The organism is Klebsiella ornithinolytica, from assembly GCF_030505655.1.
In the GTDB taxonomy this organism is placed as follows: Bacteria; Pseudomonadota; Gammaproteobacteria; order Enterobacterales; family Enterobacteriaceae; genus Klebsiella; species Klebsiella ornithinolytica.
Map to the genome: position 1 here is coordinate 4,526,737 of NZ_CP130153.1, position 26,170 is coordinate 4,552,906.

General features: G+C 54.7%; 22 protein-coding genes. 8 read left to right on the plus strand and 14 right to left on the minus strand.

Features of this window, described 5'->3' with window-relative positions; translation table 11 throughout:
- Window positions 1–82 precede the first annotated feature (82 nt).
- From bamA to rpsB, 9 genes are all read right to left on the minus strand, one after another.
- Window positions 83–2,512, minus strand: a complete 2,430-nt coding sequence (gene bamA / locus Q1L34_RS21570; protein WP_004858125.1) for an outer membrane protein assembly factor BamA — start codon at window positions 2,510–2,512, stop codon at window positions 83–85.
- Between the two features lie 31 nt (window positions 2,513–2,543).
- Window positions 2,544–3,896, minus strand: a complete 1,353-nt coding sequence (rseP, locus tag Q1L34_RS21575) for a sigma E protease regulator RseP (protein WP_004858123.1) — start codon at window positions 3,894–3,896, stop codon at window positions 2,544–2,546.
- Window positions 3,897–3,907: 11 nt separating this feature from the next.
- On the minus strand, window positions 3,908–4,765 hold the full coding sequence (gene cdsA / locus Q1L34_RS21580) for a phosphatidate cytidylyltransferase (protein ID WP_032716598.1): 858 nt from the start codon (window positions 4,763–4,765) through the stop codon (window positions 3,908–3,910).
- A gap of 12 nt (window positions 4,766–4,777) precedes the next feature.
- The gene (ispU, locus tag Q1L34_RS21585) at window positions 4,778–5,536 is read right to left on the minus strand and encodes a (2E,6E)-farnesyl-diphosphate-specific ditrans,polycis-undecaprenyl-diphosphate synthase (protein ID WP_004858119.1); all 759 of its coding nucleotides are present in this window, start codon (window positions 5,534–5,536) and stop codon (window positions 4,778–4,780) included.
- Between the two features lie 249 nt (window positions 5,537–5,785).
- On the minus strand, window positions 5,786–6,988 hold the full coding sequence (gene ispC / locus Q1L34_RS21590) for a 1-deoxy-D-xylulose-5-phosphate reductoisomerase (RefSeq protein WP_004858116.1): 1,203 nt from the start codon (window positions 6,986–6,988) through the stop codon (window positions 5,786–5,788).
- A 239-nt stretch (window positions 6,989–7,227) separates the two neighbouring features.
- Window positions 7,228–7,785, minus strand: coding sequence for a ribosome recycling factor (frr, locus tag Q1L34_RS21595; RefSeq protein WP_004858114.1), 558 nt, complete (start codon window positions 7,783–7,785; stop codon window positions 7,228–7,230).
- Window positions 7,786–7,935: 150 nt separating this feature from the next.
- Window positions 7,936–8,661, minus strand: a complete 726-nt coding sequence (gene pyrH, locus Q1L34_RS21600; protein ID WP_004858112.1) for a UMP kinase — start codon at window positions 8,659–8,661, stop codon at window positions 7,936–7,938.
- Window positions 8,662–8,808: 147 nt separating this feature from the next.
- Window positions 8,809–9,660: a translation elongation factor Ts gene (gene tsf, locus Q1L34_RS21605; protein WP_015585106.1), complete on the minus strand. Its 852-nt coding sequence runs from the start codon at window positions 9,658–9,660 to the stop codon at window positions 8,809–8,811.
- Window positions 9,661–9,777: 117 nt separating this feature from the next.
- Complete coding sequence (gene rpsB, locus Q1L34_RS21610) at window positions 9,778–10,503, minus strand: 30S ribosomal protein S2 (protein ID WP_004858107.1); 726 nt, start codon at window positions 10,501–10,503, stop codon at window positions 9,778–9,780.
- 323 nt (window positions 10,504–10,826) lie between these two features.
- On the opposite strand from rpsB, the gene map reads away from it, so the two are divergent.
- From map to Q1L34_RS21630, 4 genes are all read left to right on the plus strand, one after another.
- Window positions 10,827–11,621: a type I methionyl aminopeptidase gene (gene map, locus Q1L34_RS21615; RefSeq protein ID WP_004858106.1), complete on the plus strand. Its 795-nt coding sequence runs from the start codon at window positions 10,827–10,829 to the stop codon at window positions 11,619–11,621.
- Between the two features lie 271 nt (window positions 11,622–11,892).
- Window positions 11,893–14,556, plus strand: a complete 2,664-nt coding sequence (gene glnD, locus Q1L34_RS21620) for a bifunctional uridylyltransferase/uridylyl-removing protein GlnD (protein WP_004858104.1) — start codon at window positions 11,893–11,895, stop codon at window positions 14,554–14,556.
- 35 nt (window positions 14,557–14,591) lie between these two features.
- The gene (gene dapD / locus Q1L34_RS21625; RefSeq protein ID WP_004858103.1) at window positions 14,592–15,416 is read left to right on the plus strand and encodes a 2,3,4,5-tetrahydropyridine-2,6-dicarboxylate N-succinyltransferase; all 825 of its coding nucleotides are present in this window, start codon (window positions 14,592–14,594) and stop codon (window positions 15,414–15,416) included.
- Window positions 15,417–15,523: 107 nt separating this feature from the next.
- Window positions 15,524–15,913, plus strand: a complete 390-nt coding sequence (locus Q1L34_RS21630) for a DUF3461 family protein (RefSeq protein WP_004858100.1) — start codon at window positions 15,524–15,526, stop codon at window positions 15,911–15,913.
- Between the two features lie 90 nt (window positions 15,914–16,003).
- Here the strand turns inward: Q1L34_RS21630 and Q1L34_RS21635 are convergent, their stop codons facing one another.
- The 3 genes from Q1L34_RS21635 to dgt form a co-directional block, all read right to left on the minus strand.
- Entirely contained in the window at window positions 16,004–17,161 is a 1,158-nt protein-coding gene (locus tag Q1L34_RS21635; protein ID WP_004858098.1) for a CdaR family transcriptional regulator, read from the minus strand.
- 190 nt (window positions 17,162–17,351) lie between these two features.
- A complete protein-coding gene (degP, locus tag Q1L34_RS21640) occupies window positions 17,352–18,791 on the minus strand; it encodes a serine endoprotease DegP (RefSeq protein ID WP_004858096.1) in 1,440 nt (479 codons plus the stop codon).
- A 134-nt stretch (window positions 18,792–18,925) separates the two neighbouring features.
- The gene (dgt, locus tag Q1L34_RS21645) at window positions 18,926–20,440 is read right to left on the minus strand and encodes a dGTPase (RefSeq protein ID WP_048024042.1); all 1,515 of its coding nucleotides are present in this window, start codon (window positions 20,438–20,440) and stop codon (window positions 18,926–18,928) included.
- 84 nt (window positions 20,441–20,524) lie between these two features.
- On the opposite strand from dgt, the gene mtnN reads away from it, so the two are divergent.
- From mtnN to Q1L34_RS21660, 3 genes are all read left to right on the plus strand, one after another.
- The gene (gene mtnN / locus Q1L34_RS21650; RefSeq protein WP_004858091.1) at window positions 20,525–21,223 is read left to right on the plus strand and encodes a 5'-methylthioadenosine/S-adenosylhomocysteine nucleosidase; all 699 of its coding nucleotides are present in this window, start codon (window positions 20,525–20,527) and stop codon (window positions 21,221–21,223) included.
- A complete protein-coding gene (gene btuF, locus Q1L34_RS21655; protein WP_004858089.1) occupies window positions 21,216–22,016 on the plus strand; it encodes a vitamin B12 ABC transporter substrate-binding protein BtuF in 801 nt (266 codons plus the stop codon). Before mtnN ends, btuF begins: the two co-directional genes overlap by 8 nt.
- A gap of 142 nt (window positions 22,017–22,158) precedes the next feature.
- Window positions 22,159–22,782: a TRIC cation channel family protein gene (locus Q1L34_RS21660; RefSeq protein WP_015585110.1), complete on the plus strand. Its 624-nt coding sequence runs from the start codon at window positions 22,159–22,161 to the stop codon at window positions 22,780–22,782.
- A 57-nt stretch (window positions 22,783–22,839) separates the two neighbouring features.
- Here Q1L34_RS21660 and erpA read toward each other — a convergent pair whose 3' ends face one another.
- Both erpA and clcA read right to left on the minus strand, forming a co-directional pair.
- Complete coding sequence (gene erpA, locus Q1L34_RS21665) at window positions 22,840–23,184, minus strand: iron-sulfur cluster insertion protein ErpA (protein WP_004858085.1); 345 nt, start codon at window positions 23,182–23,184, stop codon at window positions 22,840–22,842.
- Between the two features lie 81 nt (window positions 23,185–23,265).
- Entirely contained in the window at window positions 23,266–24,684 is a 1,419-nt protein-coding gene (clcA, locus tag Q1L34_RS21670; RefSeq protein ID WP_015585111.1) for a H(+)/Cl(-) exchange transporter ClcA, read from the minus strand.
- A gap of 178 nt (window positions 24,685–24,862) precedes the next feature.
- Here clcA and hemL point away from each other — a divergent pair, with 178 nt between their 5' ends.
- A complete protein-coding gene (gene hemL / locus Q1L34_RS21675; protein WP_004858082.1) occupies window positions 24,863–26,143 on the plus strand; it encodes a glutamate-1-semialdehyde 2,1-aminomutase in 1,281 nt (426 codons plus the stop codon).
- Window positions 26,144–26,170 lie beyond the last annotated feature (27 nt).

Here is a 26,170-nt window from a genome sequence, read left to right on the forward strand (position 1 = left end):
TTATTTGCGTGGCCAGGCGATAACCGTGATTATCGCCTAAAGTCAGCGCTATACTGCACTTACATTCCATTGCTGCCCGCAATTACCAGGTTTTACCAATGTTAAACTGGAACTGCTCGGCCTTGTCTCCTTCGTACTTTTTAAACGGTTGGGCGTAGGAGAATACCAACGGCCCCAACGGCGACATCCACTGTACCGCAATACCAGCGGACATACGGATGTTGCTCGGATCACCGTAATCCGGATAACCCGCGTAAGCGCTCGAATCCCAGTGAGTATCCCACACGGTACCCATATCCCAGAAGAAGGAGGTACGGACCGAGTTAGCATATTTGTCGCTGATAAACGGCGTCGGAGTAATCAGCTCCAGGCTGGCCACGGCCATGGCGTTACCGCCCACTGCATCATCCGATTTACACGGTGCAGATTCAGTGCTCTTACAGTTACTGTCATAGTTATCATCGCCATCGTGGCGATTGCTGGCCGGGAAATAAACCGCTTTCGGACCAATGGTGTTCGACTGGAACCCGCGCACGGTGCTTGAACCACCGGCATAGAAGTTCTCGTAGAACGGCATCTCTTTGCTACCAATACCGTCGCCATAGCCGAAGCGAGTACGTCCCAGAACCACCCATTTGTGATCGTTATCGATCGGCACGTAGGTCGCGGTATCCAGCGTAGCTTTGTAGTATTCGTTATCAGAACCTGGAATGGTCACTTTACCATTCAGGTTGACACGCGAACCTTCCGTCGGGAAGAAGCCGCGGTCGAGCTTGTTATAGGTCCAACCGTAGTTGAAGGTGAAGTCGTTGGCGCTGAATGAGTTTTTATCATCGGTATTTTCCGGATATTGACCCATTGAGTTCAGATAACGCCACATCGACACCTGCGGCTGCATATTGGACAGGGAGTTATGGACATACCCTAAGCCCGCGCGCAGCGTATTGTATTCGTTAACCGGGAAGCCCAGCGTAACGTCCGTACCATAGCTTTTGTTGGTATAGTCAGACAGATCCGCATCGTTCGCGTCGAAGTCGTTATAGAAAATACGACCACCGAGACTCACGCCATCAACGGTGAAATACGGGTTAGTGACCGACAGTTCAGTATAGGTCTGGTAATCGTTTTTGGTGCCGTTAATTCCGACGGAATAGCCGGTACCCAACCAGTTGTCCTGCTGAACACCGGCCTGGAAGCTGACGCCACTTTCCGTACCGTAGCCGATACCAAAGTTGAAGCTACCGGTGTTACGTTCTTTGACTTTATAGACTACGTCGACCTGATCCGGGCTGCCCGGTACGCGCTGCGTATCGGTATCGACCGTTTCAAAATAGCCTAAGCGGTTGAGACGATCTTTACCCTGGTCGACCAGATCGCTGCCCAGCCATGCCCCTTCCATCTGACGCATTTCGCGACGCAGAACGGAGTCTTTGGAGGTGTCGTTGCCCTCGAAGCGAATTTTACGTACGTAGTAACGGTTGCCCGCATCGACGTTGACGTGCAGCTTCACGGTCTTATCGCTATCGTTAATTTCCGGCTGAGACTGGACGCGCGGATAAGCGTAGCCATAGCGACCGAGGAGTTTCTTAATATCATTCTCCATTTTGGTCACTTTGGCGCCGTTATACAGCTCGCCCGGCTCGACTTTGGTCAACGCTTCGATTTCTGCCGAATGTCCCGCCAGATCGCCCGTCACCTGAACACCAGAAAGCTTGTACTGCTCGCCTTCAGTGATATTCACAGTGATGTAGATGCCTTTTTTATCCGGCGTCAGGCTCACCTGAGTGGAGTCGATGTTGAAACGTGCGTAACCGCGATCCAGGTAGTAACTGCGCAGGGTTTCGAGATCCCCGGCCAGCTTCTGCTTCTGGTATTTGCGATCGCCGACCACGTTCCACCACGGCACTTCATCGCGCAGCTGGAATGTTGAGATCAGTTCATCGGTACTGAACGCATGGTTACCGACAATGTTAATCTGCTGGATTTTCGCCGAGACGCCTTCCTGGAATACCAGTTTCAGGTCGACGCGGTTACGCGGCAGCGGCGTAACGACAGCTTTTACGCTGGCGCTGTACTTACCGACGCTGTAGTAGAAATCTTCCAGCCCTTTCTCGATATCAGCGAGGGTCGTGCGGTCAAGGGACTCCCCAACGCGAACGCCGGATGCCTCAAGGTTTTGCTTGAGCATGTCATCCTTCACCGACTTATTACCGGAGAAAGTGATGCTGGCAATCGTTGGGCGCTCTTTCACCTGCACCAACAGGGTATCACCATCGCGCAGGACGCGGACGTCCTCAAAGTTGCCAGTGGCAAACAAAGCACGAATGGTGTTACTGATATCATCATCGGTCACCGTATCGCCAGGACGCACGGGCATACTGAGGAGGGCCGCACCAACAGCGACACGCTGCAAGCCTTCGAAATGAATGTCCTTCACCACGAACCCTTCAGCACCGTATACGGTTGCGCTGCTAAACAGCAGCGACGCTATGAGCAACTTTTTCATCGCCATCGTTATTATGCGTTCTTCCTAACAAACTCTCTTACAACCGAGAGAAATCATTGAAAAGTGCAAGCCCCATTAACAACACCAGCAGTATTGAGCCAATGCGATAACTAAAGTCTTGAACTCGCTCGGATACCGGCCCGCCCTTCAGCTTTTCAATCGCCAAAAATAGCAGGTGCCCCCCGTCCAGGACGGGAAGCGGGAACAGATTGATTATTCCGAGGTTCACGCTAATCAGCGCAAGGAACATCAGATAGTAAATCAATCCAAACTCCGCTGACATTCCAGCCCCCTGGGCGATAGAAATCGGCCCGCTGAGGTTGTTCAGTTTGACATCACCGGTTATCAATTTACCCAGCATCCTGACGGTTAATGACATCAGTTGCCAGGTTTTATCCGTGGCTTCAGCAATGGCGGCAAACGGCCCGTACTGACGCACTGTTTTATATTCATCAGGCAGCGGGATGACCTTAGGTACGACCCCTGCAAACCCTTCGGCTTTACCTTTTGCGGATCGGCTATCTGGCGTCAGCGTAACAGACAAGGGACTCCCCTGTCGCTCGATGTCCAGAATCAGCGCCTTACCCGGATTATCACGCACCAGATTTACAAACGTCATCCACTGCGTTAACGGTTGACCATCGACTTTAACGATCCTGTCGCCCGCTTGCAAACCGGCCTTCTGCGCCGCCGAACCAGATTGTACTTCAGCCAGCACCGTATCAATCTGCGCGCTGCGAGGCTGAATACCCAGCGATGTCACCGGATCTTGTTTATCCGGCTCAAACGCCCAGTGCCGCAGATCGAGGATTTTATCCTGGCGCTGACTGCTCCCGAAAGGGGCGACCGTAACTATTGTTTGCTCGTCGCCTATCTTCGAGACCAGCGCCATACGCACTGCATCCCAATCAGGCGTTTCGATGCCATCTATCGCTTTAAGTTCCGTTCCTTTTGCAATTTGTGCGTGTGCGGCAATCGAGTCGGGTACTATTTCACCAACAACCGGACGGACACCAGGGACACCGATGATAAACACCAGCCAGTAGGCAAAGATGGCAAAAATGAAGTTCGCGACAGGACCAGCGGCAATGATGGCCGCACGCTGGCCAACGGTTTTGTTATTGAAAGCGTAGTGGCGCATCTCAGGCGCCACTGGCTCGACGCGTTCGTCGAGCATTTTGACATAGCCGCCGAGTGGAATAAGAGCGATGACGAATTCCGTTCCCTGCTTGTCAAAACGTCGCCATAACGCTTTACCAAAGCCGATGGAAAAGCGTTCAACGCGAACGCCGCAGCGACGAGCCACCCAGAAATGGCCAAACTCATGCACGGTGATCAATACGCCCAGCGCAATGATAAAGGCAGCCAAATTCCAGAGAACGCTTAGCATAAAACCTTCCGTCAAATCGTCCTGAAGACCAACAATAGCAGACAAGCAAACACCGGTACCGCCGCCGTCAGGCTATCGATACGATCCAGTATTCCACCGTGTCCGGGAATCAGATGACCGCTATCCTTAATGCCGGCCTCTCGCTTAAACATACTCTCTGTCAGATCGCCCAGCACCGATGCCAGTGCCGCAACAACGGAACACACCAGTAATACCGTTGGGGTAACATCCAGATTTGCCCACTGACCGTAGGCCCAGGAGATGATCGCTGCCGTCACCAGGCCGCCGAAGAACCCCTGCCAGGTTTTACCCGGAGACACTTTCGGTGCCAGCTTATGCTTGCCGAACATCTTGCCAAACATATAGGCGCCAGAATCCGCGCCCCAGACCAGAATCATCACGTACAGCAGCCACAGCGCGCCGCTGTAATGGTTATCCGCATAATGCCAGGCGCGCAGCGCCAGCATGCCCCAGAAGAACGGGACGATGGTCAGAATACCAAAGATCAGACGCAGCGCTTTCGAGTTGCGCCAGAAAGCAGCGGAGGCCGGGTAAGAAAGCACCAGCAGCAGCGCCACAATCCACCAGCCAAACGACGCCCAGAGCGATCCCTCAACCAACGGTTGATGAACGTCGTAGTGATATTCCGGCATCAGGAAAAGCATCAACGCCAGTAGCAGGCCACACAGCAGCGCCAGCCAGATGCGTTGTGAAGTTGAAGTGAAACCGCTAAATTGCCCCCACTCCCACGCAGCGAGCATACACACCACGAGCGTGACGATGGCAAAACCCGCAGGCGGCAACAGAAAAAGCGCCGCAATCACCACGGGGATTAAAACGAAAGCCGATATCAGGCGATACTTCAGCAAAAGTGACCCCCATCAGGCATGATTGCCACCCGGCTCAGTGCCGCCGAAACGACGCTCTCGATTAACAAAGGCATGGAGTGCACCTTCAAAGTCCTGTTCAGCAAAATCGGGCCAAAGAACATCGGTAAAGTAAAGTTCGGCATACGCAATTTGCCAAATCAAAAAATTACTGATGCGATGCTCTCCCCCGGTCCTAATAACTAAATCTACAGGTGCCAGTTCATGCATACAGACCTGCTGACTCAGCATGTCTTCCGTGATCTGTTCGGGCCGAAGTAACCCGTTCTGAACCTGTTCGGCCAGATTGCGGACACCCTGAATAATATCCCAGCGCCCACCGTAGTTCGCCGCAATATTCAGCGTTAAGCCCGTGTTGTTCTCCGTCAGCGCTTCCGCTTTGCGGATACGCTCCTGCAGGCGAGCATTAAACCGCGTCGTCTCGCCGATGATCCGCAGACGAACGTTATGCCGATGCAAGCTTTTCACTTCGCTATCCAGCGCCCAAACGAACAGCTCCATCAGAGCACTGACTTCCTGCTCGGGGCGGTTCCAGTTCTCGCTGCTGAATGCATATAGCGTCAACGCTTCAATACCATTGTTCGCCGCGAAGGAGACCGCGCGACGAACCGACTTCGCCCCGGCTTTATGGCCGAATGCGCGAATTTTTCCTTGCTGTTTCGCCCAACGACCGTTGCCGTCCATGATAATGGCGACATGACGACAGCCATGCGCAGGCGATATTTCGCTGACAGTGTGATTAGCAGACAACATAACGCGTTTTAAGTCCATAATAAGGATTAGCCAAGCCACTAAACGCGAGCAACCGGTCAGCGCTGTATACGCATTTTTATCCAGTGCCGAAGCTACAGCTAATCGCAGAGAACAACCCAAAGCTTTACGCAAAAAAGCCGTGTTTTTCCACGGCCACCACAATCTTTTACAACAAAATGCAACGATTGGGTGGCGCAGACTATATCACCGAAGCCCAGCGCCCACAAATATCACAACGTGTCGGGAGGTTCAGCCCCGCGTTGTCAGATGTTTTATCTGCTTCTGCGCAACGACCCTGGCCTGAGCATCAATAACCAGCACTTCATCAATGCTTTGCGGCTCATCAAGCGCCAGCTGATCCAGTACCGCCAGGTTGACTCCCGCAATATCGGTAAAGCGAATCTCTTCAGCCAGGAAGGCCGCCACGGAGATTTCGTTGGCCGCATTCAGTGCCGTTGTCGCCGCCTGACCTTGATCAAATGCGTCCATCGCCAGCTTGAGACACGGATAGCGCCCGTAGTCCGGCGCGGAAAAGCTCAGCTGACTCAGCTGGCAGAAGTCTAACGCCGGCACGCCAGAATTCAGGCGGTCTGGCCAGCCCATCGTATGGGCGATAGGCGTACGCATATCCGGTTCGCCGAGCTGTGCAATGACGCTGCCGTCAAGATAACGCACCATCGAGTGAATGACGGACTGCGGATGGATCAGCACTTCCATCTGCCGGGCTGAAGCGTTGAACAACCAGCGGGCTTCGATATATTCCAGCCCTTTGTTCATCATCGTGGCGGAATCGACAGAGATTTTGCGTCCCATTGACCAGTTGGGGTGACGGCAGGCCTGATCCGGCGTCATCGCCGCCAGTTCCGCTATCGCCGTTTCCCGGAAAGGACCACCGGAACCGGTCAGCAGAATCGACGATACGCCGTTCTGCGTTAAGTCAGCGTATCCAAGATTATGCTGTACGGTTACAGGCATACTCTGAAAAATCGCGTTATGTTCGCTGTCCACGGGCAGCAGGTGCGCACCATACTGCTGTACGGCATCCATAAACAGACGTCCGCAGGTGACCAGCGACTCTTTATTCGCCAGCAGCACCGTTTTGCCGGCACGGATGGCGGCCAGCGTTGGCACCAGCCCCGCAGCACCCACAATCGCCGCCATGACCTGGTCAACGTCGTCCAGCGCAGCCACTTCAGCGGCAGCCTGCTGGCCGCTCAATACGTCAGTGCGGCTACCGTTTTCACGCAGGCGGATGCGCAGCGCGTCGGCGCTTTGTACATCGTCCATCACCGCGTAGCGGGGAGAAAATTCCAGACATTGTTCAACCATGCGGTCGACATTTTTCCCTGCGACCAGCGCGGCGATGGAAAAGCGATCGGGGTTATGGCGCACCACATCCAGCGTGCTGCAGCCAATTGAACCGGTCGAACCGAGAACGGTTAATTGCTTCATGAGATGTCCAGAAGAATTGAGACAGGATAAAAAGAAAAACGCCGTCAGAAAGCCCTTACGCCACAATGACCCGGGAGCAGATCGGCGGTCTATCACCTTCAGCAAGCGTGCCAAAGGCTACAGGGCCGACCGTTTTAACACAATCCCAGGAATTGAGCGTTCGGTCTTCTGTACGGCGTTTCAGACTTAACGCCCGCAGCTCATCAATCAAAGTGGGCGGCGAGCGTATCGGCAGAGAATCAGAACTGCATCAGTTCCGCTTCTTTATCGGCCAGCGCCGCATCCACTTTCTTAATGGCGGCGTCAGTCATTTTCTGCACGTCGTCCTGAGAACGGCGATCGTCATCTTCGCTGATCTCTTTGTCTTTCAGCAGCGCTTTAACTTTGTCGTTAGCATCACGACGCACGTTACGGACAGACACGCGAGCCTGTTCGGCTTCGGCACGCACGATCTTAGTCAGATCTTTACGACGTTCTTCGGTCAGCGGCGGCAGCGGAACGCGGATGTCGGTACCCGCAGAGCTCGGGTTCAGACCGAGATCGGAAGCCATGATCGCTTTCTCAACGGCCGGGCTCATCGAGCGATCGAATACGTTGATTTTCAGTGTACGGGAGTCTTCTACCGTGACGCTTGCCAGCTGACGCAGAGGCGTCGGCGTGCCGTAATATTCCACGACAATGCCATCCAGCAGGCTGGGAGAAGCACGACCCGTGCGTATTTTGCTGATTTGGGTTTTGAACGCTTCGACGCATTTTTCCATGCGTACTTCAGCATCTTTTCTGATATCGCTAATCACGTTACGAATCCTTGAAAACTTGTCTCAGACAGACCAGACGGTCGCTCACCGTAAAAGTGAGCTAAGTATAGTCAGGTTTAATGCAAATCACCGGGCAATAAGCCCGCGAAAGTAAGGCGGAATATTACCCGGATTTGGCGCTGACGGGAATTATTCCGTAATCAATGTGCCTTCTTTTTCGCCCATCACCACGCGACGCAGTGCGCCGGGTTTGTTCATGTTGAAGACGCGAATCGGCAATTTATGGTCACGCGCCAGGGTAAAGGCGGCCAAATCCATGACTTTCAGTTCTTTATCGAGCACTTCGCTGTAGGTCAGCTGATCGTACATGGTGGCAGACGGGTCTTTGGCCGGGTCAGCGGTAAACACACCGTCGACTTTGGTGGCTTTCAGCACAACATCGGCTTCGATTTCAATACCGCGCAGACAGGCAGCGGAATCGGTGGTGAAGAACGGGTTACCGGTCCCTGCTGAAAGAATCACGACGCGATTGTTACGCAGCAGGCTGATGGCTTCCGCCCAGCTGTAGTTATCACACACGCCATTCAGCGGAATCGCTGACATCAGGCGAGCGTTCACATAGGCGCGATGAAGTGAGTCACGCATCGCAAGACCGTTCATCACCGTTGCCAGCATGCCCATGTGGTCGCCCACAACGCGGTTCATCCCCGCTTTCGCCAGCCCAGCACCACGGAACAAGTTACCGCCACCAATCACTACGCCAACCTGAATACCCAGTTCAACCAGTTCTTTGATTTCCTGAGCCATACGGTCAAGTATGCTTGCATCAATACCGAAGCCTTCCGAACCCTGCAGAGCTTCGCCACTTAACTTAAGCAGAATACGTTTGTAGACGGGTTTTGCATTGGTAGCCATGTTTCTTTCCTGAGACTGTCAACGAGTGAGATGAGTTAATTCTGGCGACATTGTATGCCGCTTTTCAGCACCGCCACTATAAGCGATGAGCTGAATTTACAAAACGGGCACAAAAAGAAGCCGCCCTCAGGCGGCTCCTTTTGAAAATTAAGACTGCTTGGACATCGCAGCAACTTCTGCTGCAAAGTCAGTCTCAACTTTCTCGATGCCTTCGCCCACTTCAAAGCGGATGAAGCCAGTAACGTCGGCATTGTGCTCTTTCAGCAGCTGAGCAACAGATTTGCTCGGGTCCATAACGAAAGGCTGGCCGGTCAGAGAAACTTCGCCGGTGAATTTCTTCATGCGGCCTTCAACCATTTTCTCTGCGATTTCTTTCGGCTTACCAGACTGCATCGCGATGTCCAGCTGAACCTGGTACTCTTTCTCAACCACTTCAGCAGAAACGTCTTCCGGCTTAACGAATTCCGGCTTGCTTGCTGCGATGTGCATTGCCAGCTGTTTAACCAGCTCCTGGTCAGCGCCTTTAGCCGCAACCAGAACACCGATACGTGCGCCGTGCTGGTATGAACCCAGAACGTCGCCTTCCAGGGAAGCCACGCGACGGATGTTGATGTTCTCACCGATTTTAGCAACCAGCGCAACACGCTCTTCTTCGAACTGTGCTTTCAGAACTTCAACGTCGGTGATTTTGCCAGCGACCGCAGCGTCCAGTACTTTATTAGCAAATGCCTGGAAACCACCATCTTTAGCAACGAAGTCAGTCTGGCAGTTAACTTCCAGAATGATGCCGTAGGTACCGTCGATCTTAGTGATGATCACGCCGTCAGCAGCAACGTTACCTGCTTTTTTCGCCGCTTTGATTGCGCCGGATTTACGCATGTTTTCGATTGCCAGCTCAATGTCGCCGTTCGCTTCGGTCAGCGCTTTTTTGCAATCCATCATGCCTGCGCCAGTACGCTCACGCAGCTCTTTTACCAGGGATGCGGTAATTTCAGCCATTCTTAAATCCTCGGGAGATGTGAACTGCCCGGCCGGGGGCCAAACAGTATAAATTGAAAAAAGGGGCCGAAAATGGGCCCCTATTCATACACGGTACTAATAAGGGGTGAAACCTTATTATTCAGCTTCTACGAAGCTTTCTTCCGCCTGAGAAGCCAGATCCTGAGAACGACCTTCACGCACGGTTGCAGCTACAGCGCCCAGGTACAGGCTAACAGCGCGGATTGCGTCGTCGTTACCCGGGATAACGAAGTCTACGCCGTCCGGATCGGAGTTAGTATCAACGATAGCAAATACCGGGATACCCAGGTTGTTTGCTTCTTTGATAGCGATGTGCTCGTGGTCAGCGTCGATAACAAACAGTGCGTCCGGCAGGCCGCCCATGTCTTTGATACCGCCCAGGCTGTTTTCCAGCTTGTCCAGCTCACGAGTGCGCATCAGCGCTTCTTTCTTGGTCAGCTTCTCGAAAGTACCGTCCTGGGACTGAGTTTCCAGGTCTTTCAGACGTTTGATGGACTGACGAACGGTTTTCCAGTTAGTCAGCATGCCGCCCAACCAGCGATGGTTCACGAAGAACTGGTCGCAGCTGTTAGCAGCTTCTTTTACCGCTTCGCTTGCAGCGCGTTTAGTACCAACGAAAAGGATTTTACCTTTACGAGCAGAGATCTTGTTCAGTTCAGCCAGAGCTTCGTTGAACATCGGTACAGTTTTCTCAAGGTTGATGATGTGAACTTTGTTACGCGCGCCGAAGATGAAAGGCTTCATTTTCGGGTTCCAGTAACGGGTCTGGTGACCAAAGTGAACACCAGCCTTGAGCATGTCGCGCATGGAAACAGTTGCCATGTTTAAAACCTCTATAGATAAAGTTGGGGTTATGCCTCCACGTATCCCATATTACCGACCCTAAAGGGCACCCCGGAATATGTGTCGATACGTGTGTGTTATTTACACAAAGTGAGATTTGTCGCTTCAGTCCATCCTGTGTAGTACGAAATGGAACGGAAGTCCGGCGCGCTTTATACCACAAAACCCGATCGGAAACCAACTGTTGTTGACGCTGAGTGCTGTTAATGATTCTCAATTTGGCACCAGGACACCCGGACTGTTAACATTGGCAGGAATAACTCTATTATTGTCGAAAAAACCGACACAGCTGGACACAATCCATGGCTATATCTATCAAGACATCTGAAGACATCGAAAAAATGCGCGTCGCCGGCCGCCTGGCCGCTGAAGTGCTGGAAATGATCGAACCCTACGTTAAACCGGGCGTCAGCACCGGCGAACTGGACCGCATCTGTAACGATTATATTGTTAACGAACAGAAAGCGATCTCCGCCTGCCTCGGCTACCACGGTTACCCGAAATCCGTGTGCATCTCTATTAACGAAGTCGTCTGTCACGGGATTCCGGACGACGAAAAACTGTTGAAAGACGGCGACATCGTCAACATTGATGTCACGGTAATTAAGGATGATTTCCACGGCGACACCTCCAGGATGTTCATCGTCGGCAAACCGACGATTCTCGGCGAGCGTCTGTGCCGCATCACCCAGGAGAGCCTGTATCTGGCCCTGAAGATGGTTAAGCCGGGAATCAACCTGCGCGCGATCGGCGCAGCTATCCAGAAATTCGTCGAAGCGGAAGGTTTCTCGGTGGTGCGTGAATATTGCGGTCACGGTATCGGTCGCGGTTTCCATGAAGAACCGCAGGTGCTGCACTACGACTCTCCTGAAACCAATGTGGTGCTCAAGCCGGGCATGACCTTTACCATCGAACCGATGGTCAATGCCGGTAAGAAAGAGATCCGCAGCATGAAAGACGGCTGGACGGTGAAAACCAAAGACCGGAGCTTGTCTGCGCAGTACGAGCATACTATTGTGGTGACAGAGAACGGCTGTGAGATTCTGACGTTACGTAAGGATGACACCATCCCGGCGATAATCTCGCACGACGCATAACGAAAAGCCGGCGCCCGCCGGCTTTTTTTATGACGGGCGTCCTGCCCGTCACCCGATGGGCCGCCGCAGGCGACGTTAAAAATCGCTCCCGGCTTTTTTATGACGGGCGTCCTGCCCGTCACCCGATGGGCCGTCGCGGGCGACGTTAAAAATCGCTCCCGGCTTTTTTATGACGGGCGTCCTGCCCGCCACCCGATGGGCCGTCGCGGGCGACGTTAAAAATCGCTCCCGGCTTTTTTATGGGCGATAGTTATTTTCTTATGGTGACGCGATGAGCAACTCTTTACCTGACACTGTCTCCCCTACCCTCTCCGGTCAGCCAGAGAATCCGGGTAGCTGGCCGCAAGGTGATTTGACCTGTGCCACCATCAAGGCACACCTCGATATTTTCCAGCGCTGGCTGGGTGAAGCGTTTGATAGCGGTATCGCCGCCGGTCAGCTAATCGAAGCGCGCACCGAATTTATCGACCAGTTGCTCCAGCGCCTGTGGATTGATTTTGGCTTTGGTCCGGTCAGCGATCTGGCGCTGGTCGCGGTCGGGGGGTATGGCCGCGGCGAGCTGCACCCGCTCTCCGACGTCGACCTGCTGATTCTCAGCCGCAAAAAACTCTCCGATGAGCAGGCGCAGAAGGTGGGCGAACTGCTGACGCTGCTGTGGGATATCAAGCTCGAGGTCGGCCACAGCGTACGCACGCTCGAAGAGTGCCTGCTGGAAGGACTGTCCGATCTTAGCGTCGCGACCAACCTGATTGAATCTCGCCTGCTGATTGGCGATGTGGCCCTGTTTCTTGAACTGCAGAAACATATCTTCAGCGATGGTTTCTGGCCTTCAGAGAAGTTTTTTGCCGCCAAGGTCGAAGAGCAGAACATCCGCCACCAGCGCTACCACGGCACCAGCTATAACCTCGAACCAGATGTGAAAAGCAGCCCTGGCGGCCTGCGAGATATCCACACCCTACAGTGGGTCGCCCGTCGCCACTTCGGCGCCACCTCGCTGGATGAAATGGTTGGCTTCGGCTTTCTCACCGAAGCCGAACGTAACGAGCTTAACGAATGTCTGCACCAGCTGTGGCGGATTCGCTTTGCGCTGCACCTCGAGTTAAACCGCTACGATAACCGCCTGCTATTCGACCGCCAGCTCAGCGTCGCCCGCCGACTGCGCTACGAAGGCGAAGGCAATCAGCCTATCGAATACATGATGAAGGATTTTTTCCGCGTCACCCGGCGGGTCAGCGAACTGAATCACATGCTGCTCCAGCTGTTTGATGAAGCAATCCTCGCCCTCACCGAAGATGAAAAGCCGCGGCCCATCGATGATGATTTTCAGCTGCGCGGCACGCTGATTGACCTGCGCGACGATACGCTGTTTATGCGCGAACCGCAGGCGATCCTGCGCATGTTCTATATTATGGTGCGTAACAGCAACATCACCGGCATCTACTCCACGACGCTTCGCCACCTGCGCCACGCGCGGCGCCATCTGACGCAGCCGCTGTGCTATATCCCGGAAGCGCGCACGATTTTCCTCAGCATGTTGCGCCACCAGGGCGCGGTCAGCCGGGGGCTGTTACCGATGCACCGCCACAGCGTACTGTGGGCCTATATGCCGCAGTGGTCGCATATTGTGGGCCAGATGCAGTTTGACCTGTTTCATGCCTATACGGTCGATGAACATACGATCCGCGTGATGCTGAAGCTGGAAAGCTTCGCCAAAGAAGAGACCCGCAGTCGCCACCCGCTGTGCGTAGAACTGTGGCCTCGCCTGACGCACCCGGAGCTGATTCTGATTGCCGCCCTGTTCCATGATATTGCTAAAGGTCGCGGCGGCGATCATTCTGTCCTCGGTGCCCAGGATGTGCTGAAATTCGCCGAGCTGCACGGGCTTAACTCGCGGGAAACCCAGCTGGTGGCCTGGCTGGTGCGCCATCATCTGTTGATGTCGGTCACCGCTCAGCGCCGTGATATTCAGGATCCGGAGGTCATCAAGCAGTTTGCCGAAGAGGTGCAAACCGAAAACCGCCTGCGCTACCTGGTGTGCCTGACCGTCGCCGATATCTGTGCGACCAACGAAACATTGTGGAACAGCTGGAAGCAGAGCCTGCTGCGCGAGCTCTATTTCGCCACCGAAAAACAGCTGCGTCGCGGGATGCAAAGCACGCCAGATATGCGCGAACGGGTACGCCATCATCAGCTGCAGGCGCTGGCGCTCCTGCGGATGGAAAATATTAATGAAGAGGCGCTGCATCAAATCTGGAATCGCTGCCGCGCCAACTACTTCGTGCGCCATACGCCGAACCAGCTCGCCTGGCACGCCCGCAATTTGCTCAAACACGACCTGAGCAAACCGATGATCCTGCTCAGCTCGCAAGCCACGCGCGGCGGGACCGAAATTTTTATCTGGAGCCCGGACCGCCCGTACCTGTTTGCCGCCGTCTGTGGCGAACTGGATCGCCGCAACCTCAGCGTTCACGATGCCCAGATTTTTACCACCCGCGACGGCATGGCGATGGATACCTTTATTGTACTGGAGCCGGACGGCAGTCCGCTTTCCGCCGATCGCCATGAGATGATCCGCCACGGCCTGGAACAGACCATCACCCAACGCAGCTGGCAGCCGCCGGCCCCGCGCCGTCAGGCGGCGAAACTTCGCCATTTCTCCGTCGTTACCGAAGTCAATTTCCTGCCAACGCACACCGACAGAAAATCGTTTCTTGAGCTGATTGCGCTCGATCAGCCGGGCCTGCTGGCTCGCGTGGGTCAGGTGTTCGCCGACCTCAATATTTCGCTTCACGGGGCCAGAATTACGACAATTGGTGAGCGAGTAGAAGATTTATTTATAATCGCGACGGCGGACCGGCGTGGGCTTAATAATGCGCTCCAACAAGAAGTACAACAACGGTTGACAGAGGCCCTCAATCCAAACGATAAAGGGTGACGAACTTTTAATGTGTAAAGAGAAAGAGTAAAACAATGCAGCAATTACAGAATGTTATTGAGTCCGCTTTTGAGCGTCGCGCCGACATCACGCCGGCAAATGTGGATACCGTAACCCGCGAAGCGGTTAACCAGGTGATTTCTCTGCTTGATTCCGGCGCGCTGCGTGTCGCTGAAAAAATCGATGGCCAGTGGGTCACCCATCAATGGCTGAAGAAGGCGGTTCTGCTCTCTTTCCGTATTAACGATAACCAGGTTATCGACGGTGCGGAAAGCCGCTACTTCGATAAAGTGCCGATGAAATTCGCTGACTATGATGAAGCGCGTTTCCAGAAAGAAGGCTTCCGCGTGGTTCCGCCGGCGGCGGTTCGTCAGGGCGCATTTATTGCCCGCAACACCGTGCTGATGCCGTCCTACGTCAACATTGGCGCCTACGTTGATGAAGGCTCCATGGTAGATACCTGGGCCACCGTGGGTTCCTGCGCGCAGATCGGTAAAAACGTGCACCTGTCCGGCGGCGTCGGCATCGGTGGCGTGCTGGAGCCGCTGCAGGCTAACCCGACAATCATCGAAGACAACTGCTTCATCGGCGCACGCTCTGAAGTGGTTGAAGGCGTGATCGTTGAAGAAGGTTCCGTGATCTCCATGGGCGTGTACCTGGGTCAAAGCACCAAAATTTACGATCGCGAAACCGGCGAAGTCCATTATGGCCGCGTTCCGGCGGGCTCAGTGGTGGTTTCCGGCAACCTGCCGTCGAAAGATGGCAAGTACAGCCTGTACTGCGCCGTTATCGTGAAGAAAGTGGATGCGAAAACTCGCGGCAAGGTCGGCATTAACGAACTGCTGCGTACCATCGACTAAGCAGAATAAAAAGCGGGAGATATCCCGCTTTTTTTATATTTGAAGCTGGCGAAGATGGATCTTTTCGTTAATTATTCAAAGGTTATGATGATATCAAAGGTACCGTTATGTACGATAATCTGAAAAGTCTTGGCATTACCAATCCTGATGAGATCGATCGCTATAGCCTGCGGCAGGAAGCCAACAACGACATTCTGAAAATCTATTTTCAGAAAGACAAAGGCGAGTTCTTCGCCAAAAGCGTCAAGTTTAAATACCCGCGCCAGCGTAAGACCGTTGTCGCAGATGGCGTAGGCCAGGGGTATAAAGAGGTTCAGGAAATTAGCCCGAATCTGCGCTACGTTATCGATGAGCTGGATCAGATCTGCCAGCGCGATCGTACCGAAGTCGACCTCAAACGTAAGATCCTTGACGATCTGCGTCATCTGGAAAGCGTCGTCACTCATAAGATCAGTGAAATTGAAGCCGATCTGGAAAAACTGACGCGGAATAAATAAGTTGGTTTTCACTCCCTGGCCGGCGATGCTTTCCGGGGAGAGACCCACAGCAACCCGGAGAAGACACTGTGTCGCTATCCGGGCTATCTTCTAACGCTGTTCATCCAGCTGCAGCGCAATATAAAGCAGCAAACGATCGTCAAAACTCCCCAGGTCCAGTCCCGTCAGTTCAGCAATACGATTCAGGCGATACTCCAGCGTATTACGATGAATAAACAGCGCCTTTGACGTCGCCAGCGGCTGCACGTTATGGCGAAACCAGGCTTGTAGAGTACGCCGCAACAGACCGTTATTATCCATCGCCTTCAGCCTGACCAGAGGACGGGCGAGTTCATTGGCCTGCCAGCCGCCGCGCAGGCTATCGAGCAGCACCGGTAACATTAAATCCTGATAAAAATAGCTGCGGCTCTCGGGCATCCGCTGTTTGCCGACCATCATCGTGGTACGCGCGGTGCGCCAGGAACGGGCGATGCTGCCGGGGCCGGTAAAGAAGTTCCCCAGCGCCACGCGAAAGCGCAGCTGGCCGTTTTCTTTCATTCGGGCGATCAGCTGATCGATTCGTTTGCGGTGATCCTCCGCGTCCCAGCGACCAAAGGCATTGAATGCCGGTTTGAGCACCACCATCTCGGTCAGTGAGACAATCGCCACCAGATTGTTGCGATCGGGCGTGGTCAGGGCGGTTTGCAGCTGCTGCAGTTCGGCCATGGCGCTGTCTACCCCGAGCTGACCGCTATCCACTTCAATCATCGCGACCACGCGAGGCTGGTTCAGATCGATGCCCAACCGCTGCGCCCACTCGGTTAAGGCGGGCGTATTCTCTTCTGCCTGAATCAGGTTCATGACCAGCTCTTCACGCAGGCGGCTATCCTGGGCCAGAAGATGCATTAACCGCGACTGCTCCAGCATCATCTCGGCGGTCATGCACACCAGCTCGCCATATTTGCGCAGCGTTTCTGGTTCGCCGGTGAGGCCAATCACGCCGACGATCTCCCCCTCCAGACGCAAAGGCAGGTTAATCCCCTGACGCACGCCGTGTAGATGACGAGCAACCGCATCATCAATATCCACGACCCGCCCCTGGGAAAGCACCAGCAGCGCCCCTTCGTGCAATTCCCCAATTCGCTCGCGATCGCCGCTGCCGATAATGCGCCCGCGGGCGTCCATTACGTTGATATTGGTATCAATGATGCGCATCGTTCGCGCAACGATATCCTGCGCCATGTTGGTATCAAGATGCCAGCCAGCCATGTAACCCTCCCGTCAACAGGGGGTCAGCATAAAAGAGTTGGCCGAACGTCGCATTGTGCATATGCATAAAGCCAGGCAGAGAAGTATGGAGTTGCGGGTGGAGTCACAGAAAGGAAAGCGCGGCGGATAGCGGGGCAAAAAAAAGCCCCTTCCCGCAACGAGGAGAAGGGGCTGGTTTAGCCGTTAGCGATTACTGCATCAGCAGATAGATAGTGCTATCGCCACGCTGGATGTTCAGCGCCAGCACCGAAGGTTTGGCATCAAAGATTTTGCGCAGATCGGCGATATTTTTCACCGGCTGCTGGTTAGCGCCGACGATGATGTCGCCTTTCTTGAGGCCAATTTGTGCCGCCGGAGTCCCCGCTTTCACATTATTGACCACCACACCTTTGTCCTGACCTTTGTTGCTCATTTCCGCACCTTCAATACCATTGAAGATGGTGCTGGAGTCAACCTGAGTCTGGTTGCTCTGCTGCAGTTCGACGGTCGCATTGACCGCTTTGCCGTCGCGTACCAGTCCCAGCTGGACTTTGCTACCGATAGGCATAGTACCGACTTGCGCACGCAGCGCCGCGAAGCTGCTGATAGGCTTACCGTTCAGCGAGGTAATCACGTCACCGGCTTTGATACCAGCCTTCGCCGCCGCAGAACCCGGCATAACCTGGCTGACGAAGGCACCGCGCTGCGCATCGACCTTCATCGCTTTCGCCAGTTCAGAGTTCAGCTCGGTCCCCATAATACCCAGCTCGCCGCGTTTCACCTGGCCATACTTAACCATCTGCTCGGTCAGGTTTTTGACCATGTTACTCGGGATGGCAAAACCGATACCGATATTGCCGCCGTCCGGCGCCAGGATCGCGGTATTAATCCCGATCAGTTCGCCGTTCAGGTTAACCAGCGCACCGCCGGAGTTACCGCGGTTGATCGCCGCATCGGTCTGGATAAAGTTTTCGTAGTTTTCAACGTTCAGGCCGCTACGGCCAAGCGCGGAGACAATACCCGAAGTGACGGTTTCACCCAGACCAAACGGGTTACCGATCGCGACGGTGTAGTCACCGACGCGCAGCGCATCGGAATCTGCCAGCTTAATCGCCGTCAGATTTTTCGGATCCTGAATCTGGATCAGCGCAATATCGGAACGCGGATCTTTGCCAACGACTTTGGCATCAAACTTACGTCCGTCGCTCAGCTGTACTTTAATCGTGGTCGCATTATCCACAACGTGGTTATTGGTCACGACATAGCCTTTAGCCGCATCGATGATCACCCCGGAGCCCAGCGCCATAAATTTCTGCTGCTGACCGCCATCACCCGGCGCCCCGCCGCCCTGTCCACCGCCCTGACAGAACGGAGAACTCTGGAACGGCGAACCATCCTGGCAGAACGGTGAATTATCACCAAAGAACTGCTGGAAGTTACGCGGCATCCGCGGAGTGTTGACCGTTGTGCTGCCTTCAACATTAATGCTGACAACCGACGGCATCACTTTTTCCAGCATCGGGGCCAGGCTTGGCATTTGCTGTGTACTTGAGGCCGAAGAGGACGTTTCTGCCGCGCTCGCAGAGAGCGGGGATAACGCCAGACCTAAACTCAGAGCCAGTGCACTCATTGCTAACGTGGTTTTTTTCATATGTCTCAATCTCGATTTTAGATAATGCAAATTGCTATGTATGTGACTATCAGAGTCATTTTATCGCGCTAAGTTCCGGAATTAAGCATCTGGAAAAAGTAAAAATTTATTGTTCGTCTTTACAAAACCTGTACTTATTCCACCGCCATCAAGCGTCGATATTCATCCCAGGCATACAAATCCGTCATCCCACTGATATAGTCCTGTATCAGACGGCAGCGATAATAATATTCCATCACCGGAAATTCTTCAGCATCGCGCGAAACCTTATTTACTGCTTCAACATAGGCCAGCCGATGACGCGTCGAAAGTTTCTGGAACAAGCGCGAGGCGATAGGTAAGCTCCTCACCCGCTCTTTCTCCACTAATAAGCTAAACTCCTCCAGCGATAATTTTAACAGCGGCTCATAGATATCCAGAAGACCGCTAATCACCCGATAGCCTTGTAATTCCAGCTGCTCAACGTCTGGATGACTAAACACATGTTTTATCGCAACGTTTTTATATAGTTCCAGCAGCTGACTGCAGTCGCTATCGTCCTCAAGCAGCGCATGATTAAAATCACCGGCAAAGATCTTCGGTAAATTATCGATAAACCGGCGTGCCGCATACGGCACCAGTTTATTCAGCGTGTTGACCCGTAAATACATAAAGAACTGATCTTCTGTACTTCGACTCAGAGAATTCGCGCGCGATTTATCCCAGGCATTTTCTACCACTTGCGAAAATAAAGAGCCTTTTTCATGCTGCCCCCACGCCTCGTGAAGCAGCTGATAAAGTTGTTCTACGCTGAAAATACGTTTTTCTACCGCATCCTCAAGATCGGCCACACAATATGAGATATCGTCCGCCGCCTCCATAATCCAGGTCAAAGGAAAACGATTGTAAGGAGCCAGCTCCAGTTCTTTACGCAACCTCGCAATATAGCCCTCTTCGGCTAAATAATAACCAGGCTTCTTCATTAAATAACTGTGGCTGGAGGGAAGTTCTCCCCGCCACCACGCCGGGCGCGTATATTTTAGAATGCAGCCAACCTGCGCCCAGGTCAGATTCATCCGCATCAGGGTATGCACTAAGCGAATACCCTGCGCGTTGCCTTCAAACCAGCACAGATCCTGACGAACTTTGCTCCGCAGCACATTCAGTTCGTCAGCGCCCTCCTGCAAACGGAGCGCCTCCACCGTACAACGATCCTGCGCTAACGGCGCGCCGGCGGCATCGTCAGGCGCGAGCCGCTGACGGAACCAGTCATTAATCGCCGCCTCGCCAAAATGGCCGAACGGCGGATTGCCGATGTCATGCATCAGGCAGGCCATTTCCACCACGCTCTCAAACGGTCCGGTGAGTTCATCCAGCCCGTAGGCTTCCAGCAGACGCTGCTCTTTCAGGCGACTGAGGATCTCTTTGGCGATATAGCGTCCCACCTGCTGAACTTCAAGGGAGTGGGTTAAACGAGTCCGCACCGCGGCATTACGTTCCAGCGGGAAGACCTGGGTTTTTTGCTGTAAACGGCGGATTGCCGGCGAGTTGATAATTCGCCCGCGATCGCTTTCAAAAATACGCAGGATCTCACGTTCCGTTTCGACCCCCTGCGGCGAGCGGTAGCGCCGACGCCAGTTAATCTTGTTGCGAAAATCAATCTTTGCCATGGCCTCTCCCGCGCGAGCAATAACGTTTCCCTTTGAGTGCATGATAGACTATGCAACTAAACCTGACACATCGCGAGTAAATCTATGAAAATCGGCATTATTGGCGCTATGGAAGAAGAAGTTACCCTTCTGCGCGACAAAATCGAAAACCGTCAGACTCTGACCCATGGCGGGAGCGAAATCTACACCGGCCAGCTGAACGGTACCGATGTCGCCCTGTTAAAATCAGGCATTGGCAAAGTGGCGGCGGCGATGGGCGCGGCCCTGCTGCTGGAGATTTGCAAGCCGGACGTGATTATCAACACCGGCTCCGCAGGCGGACTGGCGTCGACGCTGAAAGTCGGCGACATCGTCATCTCCGACGAGACCCGCTACCACGATGCCGACGTCACCGCCTTTGGTTATGAGTATGGCCAGCTGCCAGGCTGCCCGGCAGGCTTCAAAGCCGACGATAAGCTGATTGCCGCCGCGCAAAGCTGCATCGAAGCGCTGAATCTGCACGCGGTGCGCGGCCTGATCGTCAGCGGTGACGCCTTCATCAACGGCTCGGTCGGGCTGGCGAAAATCCGCCACAACTTCCCGCAGGCCGTAGCGGTTGAAATGGAAGCAACGGCGATTGCCCATGTTTGCCACAACTTCGGCGTACCGTTCGTGGTGGTACGCGCGATTTCCGACGTGGCGGATCAGCAGTCTCACCTGAGCTTTGATGAGTTCCTCACCGTTGCCGCCAAACAGTCCACGCTGATGGTGGAAAAACTGGTACAGACGCTGGCGCGTGGCTAAGTCGCTAAAACGGGCGCTTGCCGCTCTGCTGCTGCTTACCCCGGCGTGGCTCTTCGCCGCGCCGCGGGTTATCACGCTATCCCCCTCCAATACCGAACTGGCCTTTGCCGCCGGTATTACGCCGGTTGGCGTCAGCAGCCATTCCGATTATCCGCCGCAAGCGGCCGGTATCGAACAGGTTGCCAGCTGGCAAGGGATGAACCTGGAACGCATTGTCGCGTTGCAGCCGGACCTGATTCTGGCATGGCGCGGCGGCAATGCCGAGCGGCAGGTTAATCAACTGAGCGCGCTGGGGATCAAGGTACTCTGGGTCAATACCGCGACGATTGAAGAGATCATTGCGACGCTGCGACAGCTGGCGCAGTGGAGTCCGCAGCCGGAAAAGGCTCGCGCATCCGCACAGCGAATGCAGGACGACTATGATGCCCTCAAAGCCCGCTACGCACATACGCCGAAAAAACGCGTCTTTCTGCAGTTTGGCAGCAATCCCCTTTTTACCAGCAGTCGGGGATCGATTCAGGACCAGGTGCTGACGTTGTGCGGCGGTGACAACATTTTTGCCTCCAGCCCGGTTCCCTGGCCCCAGGTGAGTCGTGAACAGGTCCTGGCAAGGCAGCCTCAGGCCATTGTTATCGCCGGTGATGCCAGCAGACTCCCTGAAGTTGAACGTTACTGGCATAATCAGTTAAAAATTTCCCTGATTGCAGTAGATGGCGACTGGTTTGAACGCGCAAGCCCGCGTATTATCCTCGCCGCAAAACAGCTCTGCGAGGCGCTCGGGCAGGTCAAATAGCGCCGTTTGCGCAGGGTAATAACGACATCCGCTACAGAGAACGCCAGTGTAACCGACATACGTACGGTTGGCGGACGCCGTGCGGATGCAATTTGGTGAGTAAAAATAGCCTAAGGATCCGGGCGCTTAACGAGAACTGACGATGCTTGTCTATTGGCTGGATATTATTGGCACCGCCGTATTTGCTATCTCGGGCGTATTGCTGGCCGGTAAACTCCGGATGGATCCCTTTGGCGTGCTGGTGCTCGGCGTTGTCACCGCCGTGGGCGGTGGGACCATTCGCGATATGGCGCTCGCCAACGGCCCGGTGTTCTGGGTAAAAGACCCCACTGATCTGGTGGTGGCGATGGTCACCAGCATGCTGACCATTCTGCTGGTGCGCCAGCCACGTCGACTGCCGAAATGGATATTGCCGGTGCTTGATGCCGTTGGTCTGGCGGTATTTGTCGGCATCGGAGTGAATAAAGCGTTTCTGGCCCACAGCGGCCCGCTGGTCGCTATCTGTATGGGTGTCGTCACCGGCGTAGGCGGCGGGATCATTCGCGACGTACTGGCGCGCGAAATTCCGATGATTTTACGCACGGAAATCTATGCCACGGCCTGTATTGTCGGCGGTATCGTGCACGCCACGGCCTATGACACTTTTCATGTTTCGCTGCAGAACTCGGCGATGATGGGCATGGTCGTCACGCTGATGATTCGCCTTGCGGCCATCCGTTGGCATCTGAAGCTGCCGACTTTTGCCCTCGATGATCACGGGCGATAGAACGGGGAAATTGCCCCGGCGGAGAAAAACTACCGGGGCGAGAATCCAGTGCGGGGATCAGACGCTGAATGAAGACCCGCAGCCGCAGGTACTTTTCGCATTCGGGTTGGTCACGATAAAACGCGAGCCTTCCAGGCCTTCAGTGTAGTCGACGGCACCGCCGACCAGATACTGCAGGCTCATCGGATCGACCACCAGGCCGACGCCCTGTTTTTCGATGGTCATATCGCCTTCGTTAACCTGATCGTCGAAGGTGAAGCCGTACTGAAAACCACTGCAACCACCACCGGTGATATACACACGCAGTTTCAGGTTTGGATTGTCTTCATCTGCAATCAGGAATTTTACTTTTTTGGCTGCAGCTTCAGTAAACTCCAGCGGCAACGCTACGTCATCACTCATTTTATGCTCCCATTGATACTTCTGACCGGTTAAAGAATAACCCGACCTTATGAGCCATTATCTAATACCCTGGTAAATCGTTCAAGTATTCTCCCCGGCAACCTGCTGCGCTTTTGCCGCCTGTTCTGCGGCCTGTTTCGCCAGCGTGCGCTCCAGGATCGTGGAATACAAAGGCTTACCGCCAAGGAATTGCGCCAGTAGTGTTGCGCCAAGACAGGTAATAATCATTGGCAGAATGAGCTGATAGTTATCGGTCATCTCCAGCACCAGCACAATCCCGGTCAGCGGAGCGCGGATTGACGCCGCCAGCAGGGCCCCCATTCCGGCAATCGCAAAGGTCCCGGCATCCAGATGATAGGCCGGCAGCATCGGCGTGACGGCCATCCCGAAGGCGGTTCCCAGCAAGGTTCCCAGCGCCAGCATCGGCGCAAAAATGCCGCCGGGCGCCCCGGAGGAGAAACAGAGTAACGTGGTTATCACGCGGGCGATAAAGATAAACAGCAGCAGGCCAACGGAAAAGTTGCCCGCCGCAGCAATCGGAATCAGGTTAAAACCGCCTCCTGCCGCCGCCGGTTGAATCAGCCCGAGAACGCCGCACATTCCGCCAATTAGCCCGCCGATCAGTACCCACTTTTTCGTATTGCCGCCATGAATACGCTGGAACATATCCTGGGTGCGCAGCACCAGGCTATTAAACAGCGGGCCAACGCAGCCAAAAATCATCCCCAGGATCAGGTACAGCCACAGCGTATTCACCGGCGCATCGCTCAGCTTGCCGACCTCAATAATCGCCGATTCGCCATTAAAGATACGGAACACAATGCTCGACATAATCACGCCGGTAAAGACGGCTTTAATCGAAATCAGGTTGTAGCGAAACTGCGGGCGCATCTCTTCGATAATGAATAAAATCCCCGCCAGCGGCGCGTTAAATGCCGCAGAGAGCCCCGCCGCGGCCCCGGTGGCCAGCAACGTGTGGCGCGCTTCGGGGCTGCGCATGCGGAAAATATCCAGCACCATTCGCCCGACGTTGCCGCCCAGCTGTACCGTTGGCCCTTCGCGACCGAGCACCATGCCGGCGCCCAGCGTCCCCATCCCGCCGATAAATTTTACCGGCAGCACTCGCCACCAGCGAACCGGACGCAGCTCTTCCAGCGCCCCTTCGATCTCCGGTATACCGGATCCCCCTGCCTCCGGCGCGAAACGACGCACCAGAAAATAGCCCACCATCGCCAGCAACGCAGATAAAATAAAAGCCAGCGGCCAAATCAGGAACCCGTGATCCGCCACCTGCACCAGGGAACCGATGCGCATGTTCTGCACCCAGCTGACGCTCTTTTCAAAGGCGACCCCCACCAGCCCGGCCAGCGTGCCGACCACCGCGGCCATCAGCAGCACCGCCAGCGGCGTTTTGTCACGTTGAACTAATCGACGTACCACATCGCCACGACGCAAGCGCACGATTTGTTTTGCTTCAAAAGTAGAGGCTTCTGTTTTCATACTCTTATCGTCAATAGTCATACAAATACGAAGGGGACATTTTAGCCTTCTGAACGTCCTACGTCGCGGGAAAAATGCACCTGCTGCGCTTTGTTTCAATTGGGCAAAACTTTCATAACTATCCTGGAATAACTTAGAATAACCAGCAAAACATTTATCACGAACCAGGATCATGGCAATGAGCAAATCTGAAACACTCTATAGCGCCGCACGTGAACTCATCCCCGGCGGCGTGAACTCGCCGGTCCGCGCCTTTAGCGGCGTCGGCGGTACACCGCTGTTTATCGAACGCGCCGACGGCGCCAGGCTGTACGATGTCGACGGTAAAGCGTATATCGATTATGTCGGCTCCTGGGGCCCCATGGTACTGGGCCATAACCATCCGGCCATTCGCAATGCGGTGATTGAAGCCGCGGAGCGCGGCCTGAGCTTTGGCGCGCCGACGGAAATGGAAGTCAAAATGGCGGAGCTGGTGACCGAACTGGTCCCAACGATGGATATGGTGCGGATGGTGAACTCCGGTACCGAAGCGACGATGAGCGCCATTCGCCTGGCCCGTGGCTTTACCGGCCGTGACAAAATCATCAAATTTGAAGGGTGCTATCACGGCCACGCCGACTGTCTGCTGGTGAAAGCGGGCTCCGGCGCGCTGACCCTGGGCCAGCCGAACTCACCGGGCGTACCGGCTGATTTTGCTAAACATACCCTGACCTGCACCTATAACGATCTGGCCTCCGTTCGCGCCGCGTTTGAGCAATATCCGCAAGAGATTGCCTGCATCATCGTGGAGCCGGTAGCCGGCAACATGAACTGCATCCCACCGCTACCGGCGTTCCTGCCGGGCCTGCGCGCGCTGTGCGACGAATTTGGCGCGCTGCTGATTATCGATGAAGTGATGACCGGCTTCCGCGTGGCGCTGGCGGGCGCGCAGTCATACTACGACGTGGTTCCGGATCTGACCTGTCTGGGCAAGATCATCGGGGGCGGTATGCCGGTCGGCGCATTTGGCGGTCGTCGCGATGTGATGGATGCCCTGGCCCCGACCGGCCCGGTGTATCAGGCCGGAACCCTGTCTGGTAACCCGATCGCCATGGCAGCCGGTTTTGCCTGCCTGAGCGAAGTCGCCCAGCCGGGCGTCCACGAAACGCTGACCGATTTAACCAATCAGCTCTCTCAAGGGCTGCTGGATGCCGCGCGCGAAGCGGGCATTCCGCTGGTGGTGAATAATGTGGGCGGCATGTTCGGCCTCTTCTTTACCGATGCCGAAACGGTCACCTGCTATCAGGATGTGCTGAAGTGCGACGTTGAACGCTTTAAGCGTTTCTTCCATCTGATGCTGGAAGAAGGCGTCTATCTGGCGCCATCGGCGTTTGAGGCCGGCTTTATGTCGATTGCCCACACCCCTGATGATATCAACGATACCATCGCCGCCGCCCGTAAGGCGTTTGCGAAGCTGTAATTCAAGACCGGGCAGCGCAAGCTTGCC

What these genes read in the sequence shown, in the direction of transcription:
- bamA (WP_004858125.1), bottom strand. Translation starts at nt 2,512, where the DNA reads ATGGCGATGAAAAAGTTGCTCATAGCGTCGCTGCTGTTTAGCAGCGCA.
- dapD (WP_004858103.1), top strand. Translation starts at nt 14,592, where the DNA reads ATGCAGCAATTACAGAATGTTATTGAGTCCGCTTTTGAGCGTCGCGCC.
- ispC (WP_004858116.1), bottom strand. Translation starts at nt 6,988, where the DNA reads ATGAAGCAATTAACCGTTCTCGGTTCGACCGGTTCAATTGGCTGCAGC.
- map (WP_004858106.1), top strand. Translation starts at nt 10,827, where the DNA reads ATGGCTATATCTATCAAGACATCTGAAGACATCGAAAAAATGCGCGTC.
- mtnN (WP_004858091.1), top strand. Translation starts at nt 20,525, where the DNA reads ATGAAAATCGGCATTATTGGCGCTATGGAAGAAGAAGTTACCCTTCTG.
- Q1L34_RS21635 (WP_004858098.1), bottom strand. Translation starts at nt 17,161, where the DNA reads ATGGCTGGCTGGCATCTTGATACCAACATGGCGCAGGATATCGTTGCG.
- dgt (WP_048024042.1), bottom strand. Translation starts at nt 20,440, where the DNA reads ATGGCAAAGATTGATTTTCGCAACAAGATTAACTGGCGTCGGCGCTAC.
- erpA (WP_004858085.1), bottom strand. Translation starts at nt 23,184, where the DNA reads ATGAGTGATGACGTAGCGTTGCCGCTGGAGTTTACTGAAGCTGCAGCC.
- ispU (WP_004858119.1), bottom strand. Translation starts at nt 5,536, where the DNA reads ATGTTGTCTGCTAATCACACTGTCAGCGAAATATCGCCTGCGCATGGC.
- Q1L34_RS21660 (WP_015585110.1), top strand. Translation starts at nt 22,159, where the DNA reads ATGCTTGTCTATTGGCTGGATATTATTGGCACCGCCGTATTTGCTATC.
- pyrH (WP_004858112.1), bottom strand. Translation starts at nt 8,661, where the DNA reads ATGGCTACCAATGCAAAACCCGTCTACAAACGTATTCTGCTTAAGTTA.
- rseP (WP_004858123.1), bottom strand. Translation starts at nt 3,896, where the DNA reads ATGCTAAGCGTTCTCTGGAATTTGGCTGCCTTTATCATTGCGCTGGGC.
- hemL (WP_004858082.1), top strand. Translation starts at nt 24,863, where the DNA reads ATGAGCAAATCTGAAACACTCTATAGCGCCGCACGTGAACTCATCCCC.
- Q1L34_RS21630 (WP_004858100.1), top strand. Translation starts at nt 15,524, where the DNA reads ATGTACGATAATCTGAAAAGTCTTGGCATTACCAATCCTGATGAGATC.
- degP (WP_004858096.1), bottom strand. Translation starts at nt 18,791, where the DNA reads ATGAAAAAAACCACGTTAGCAATGAGTGCACTGGCTCTGAGTTTAGGT.
- rpsB (WP_004858107.1), bottom strand. Translation starts at nt 10,503, where the DNA reads ATGGCAACTGTTTCCATGCGCGACATGCTCAAGGCTGGTGTTCACTTT.
- clcA (WP_015585111.1), bottom strand. Translation starts at nt 24,684, where the DNA reads ATGAAAACAGAAGCCTCTACTTTTGAAGCAAAACAAATCGTGCGCTTG.
- tsf (WP_015585106.1), bottom strand. Translation starts at nt 9,660, where the DNA reads ATGGCTGAAATTACCGCATCCCTGGTAAAAGAGCTGCGTGAGCGTACT.
- glnD (WP_004858104.1), top strand. Translation starts at nt 11,893, where the DNA reads ATGAGCAACTCTTTACCTGACACTGTCTCCCCTACCCTCTCCGGTCAG.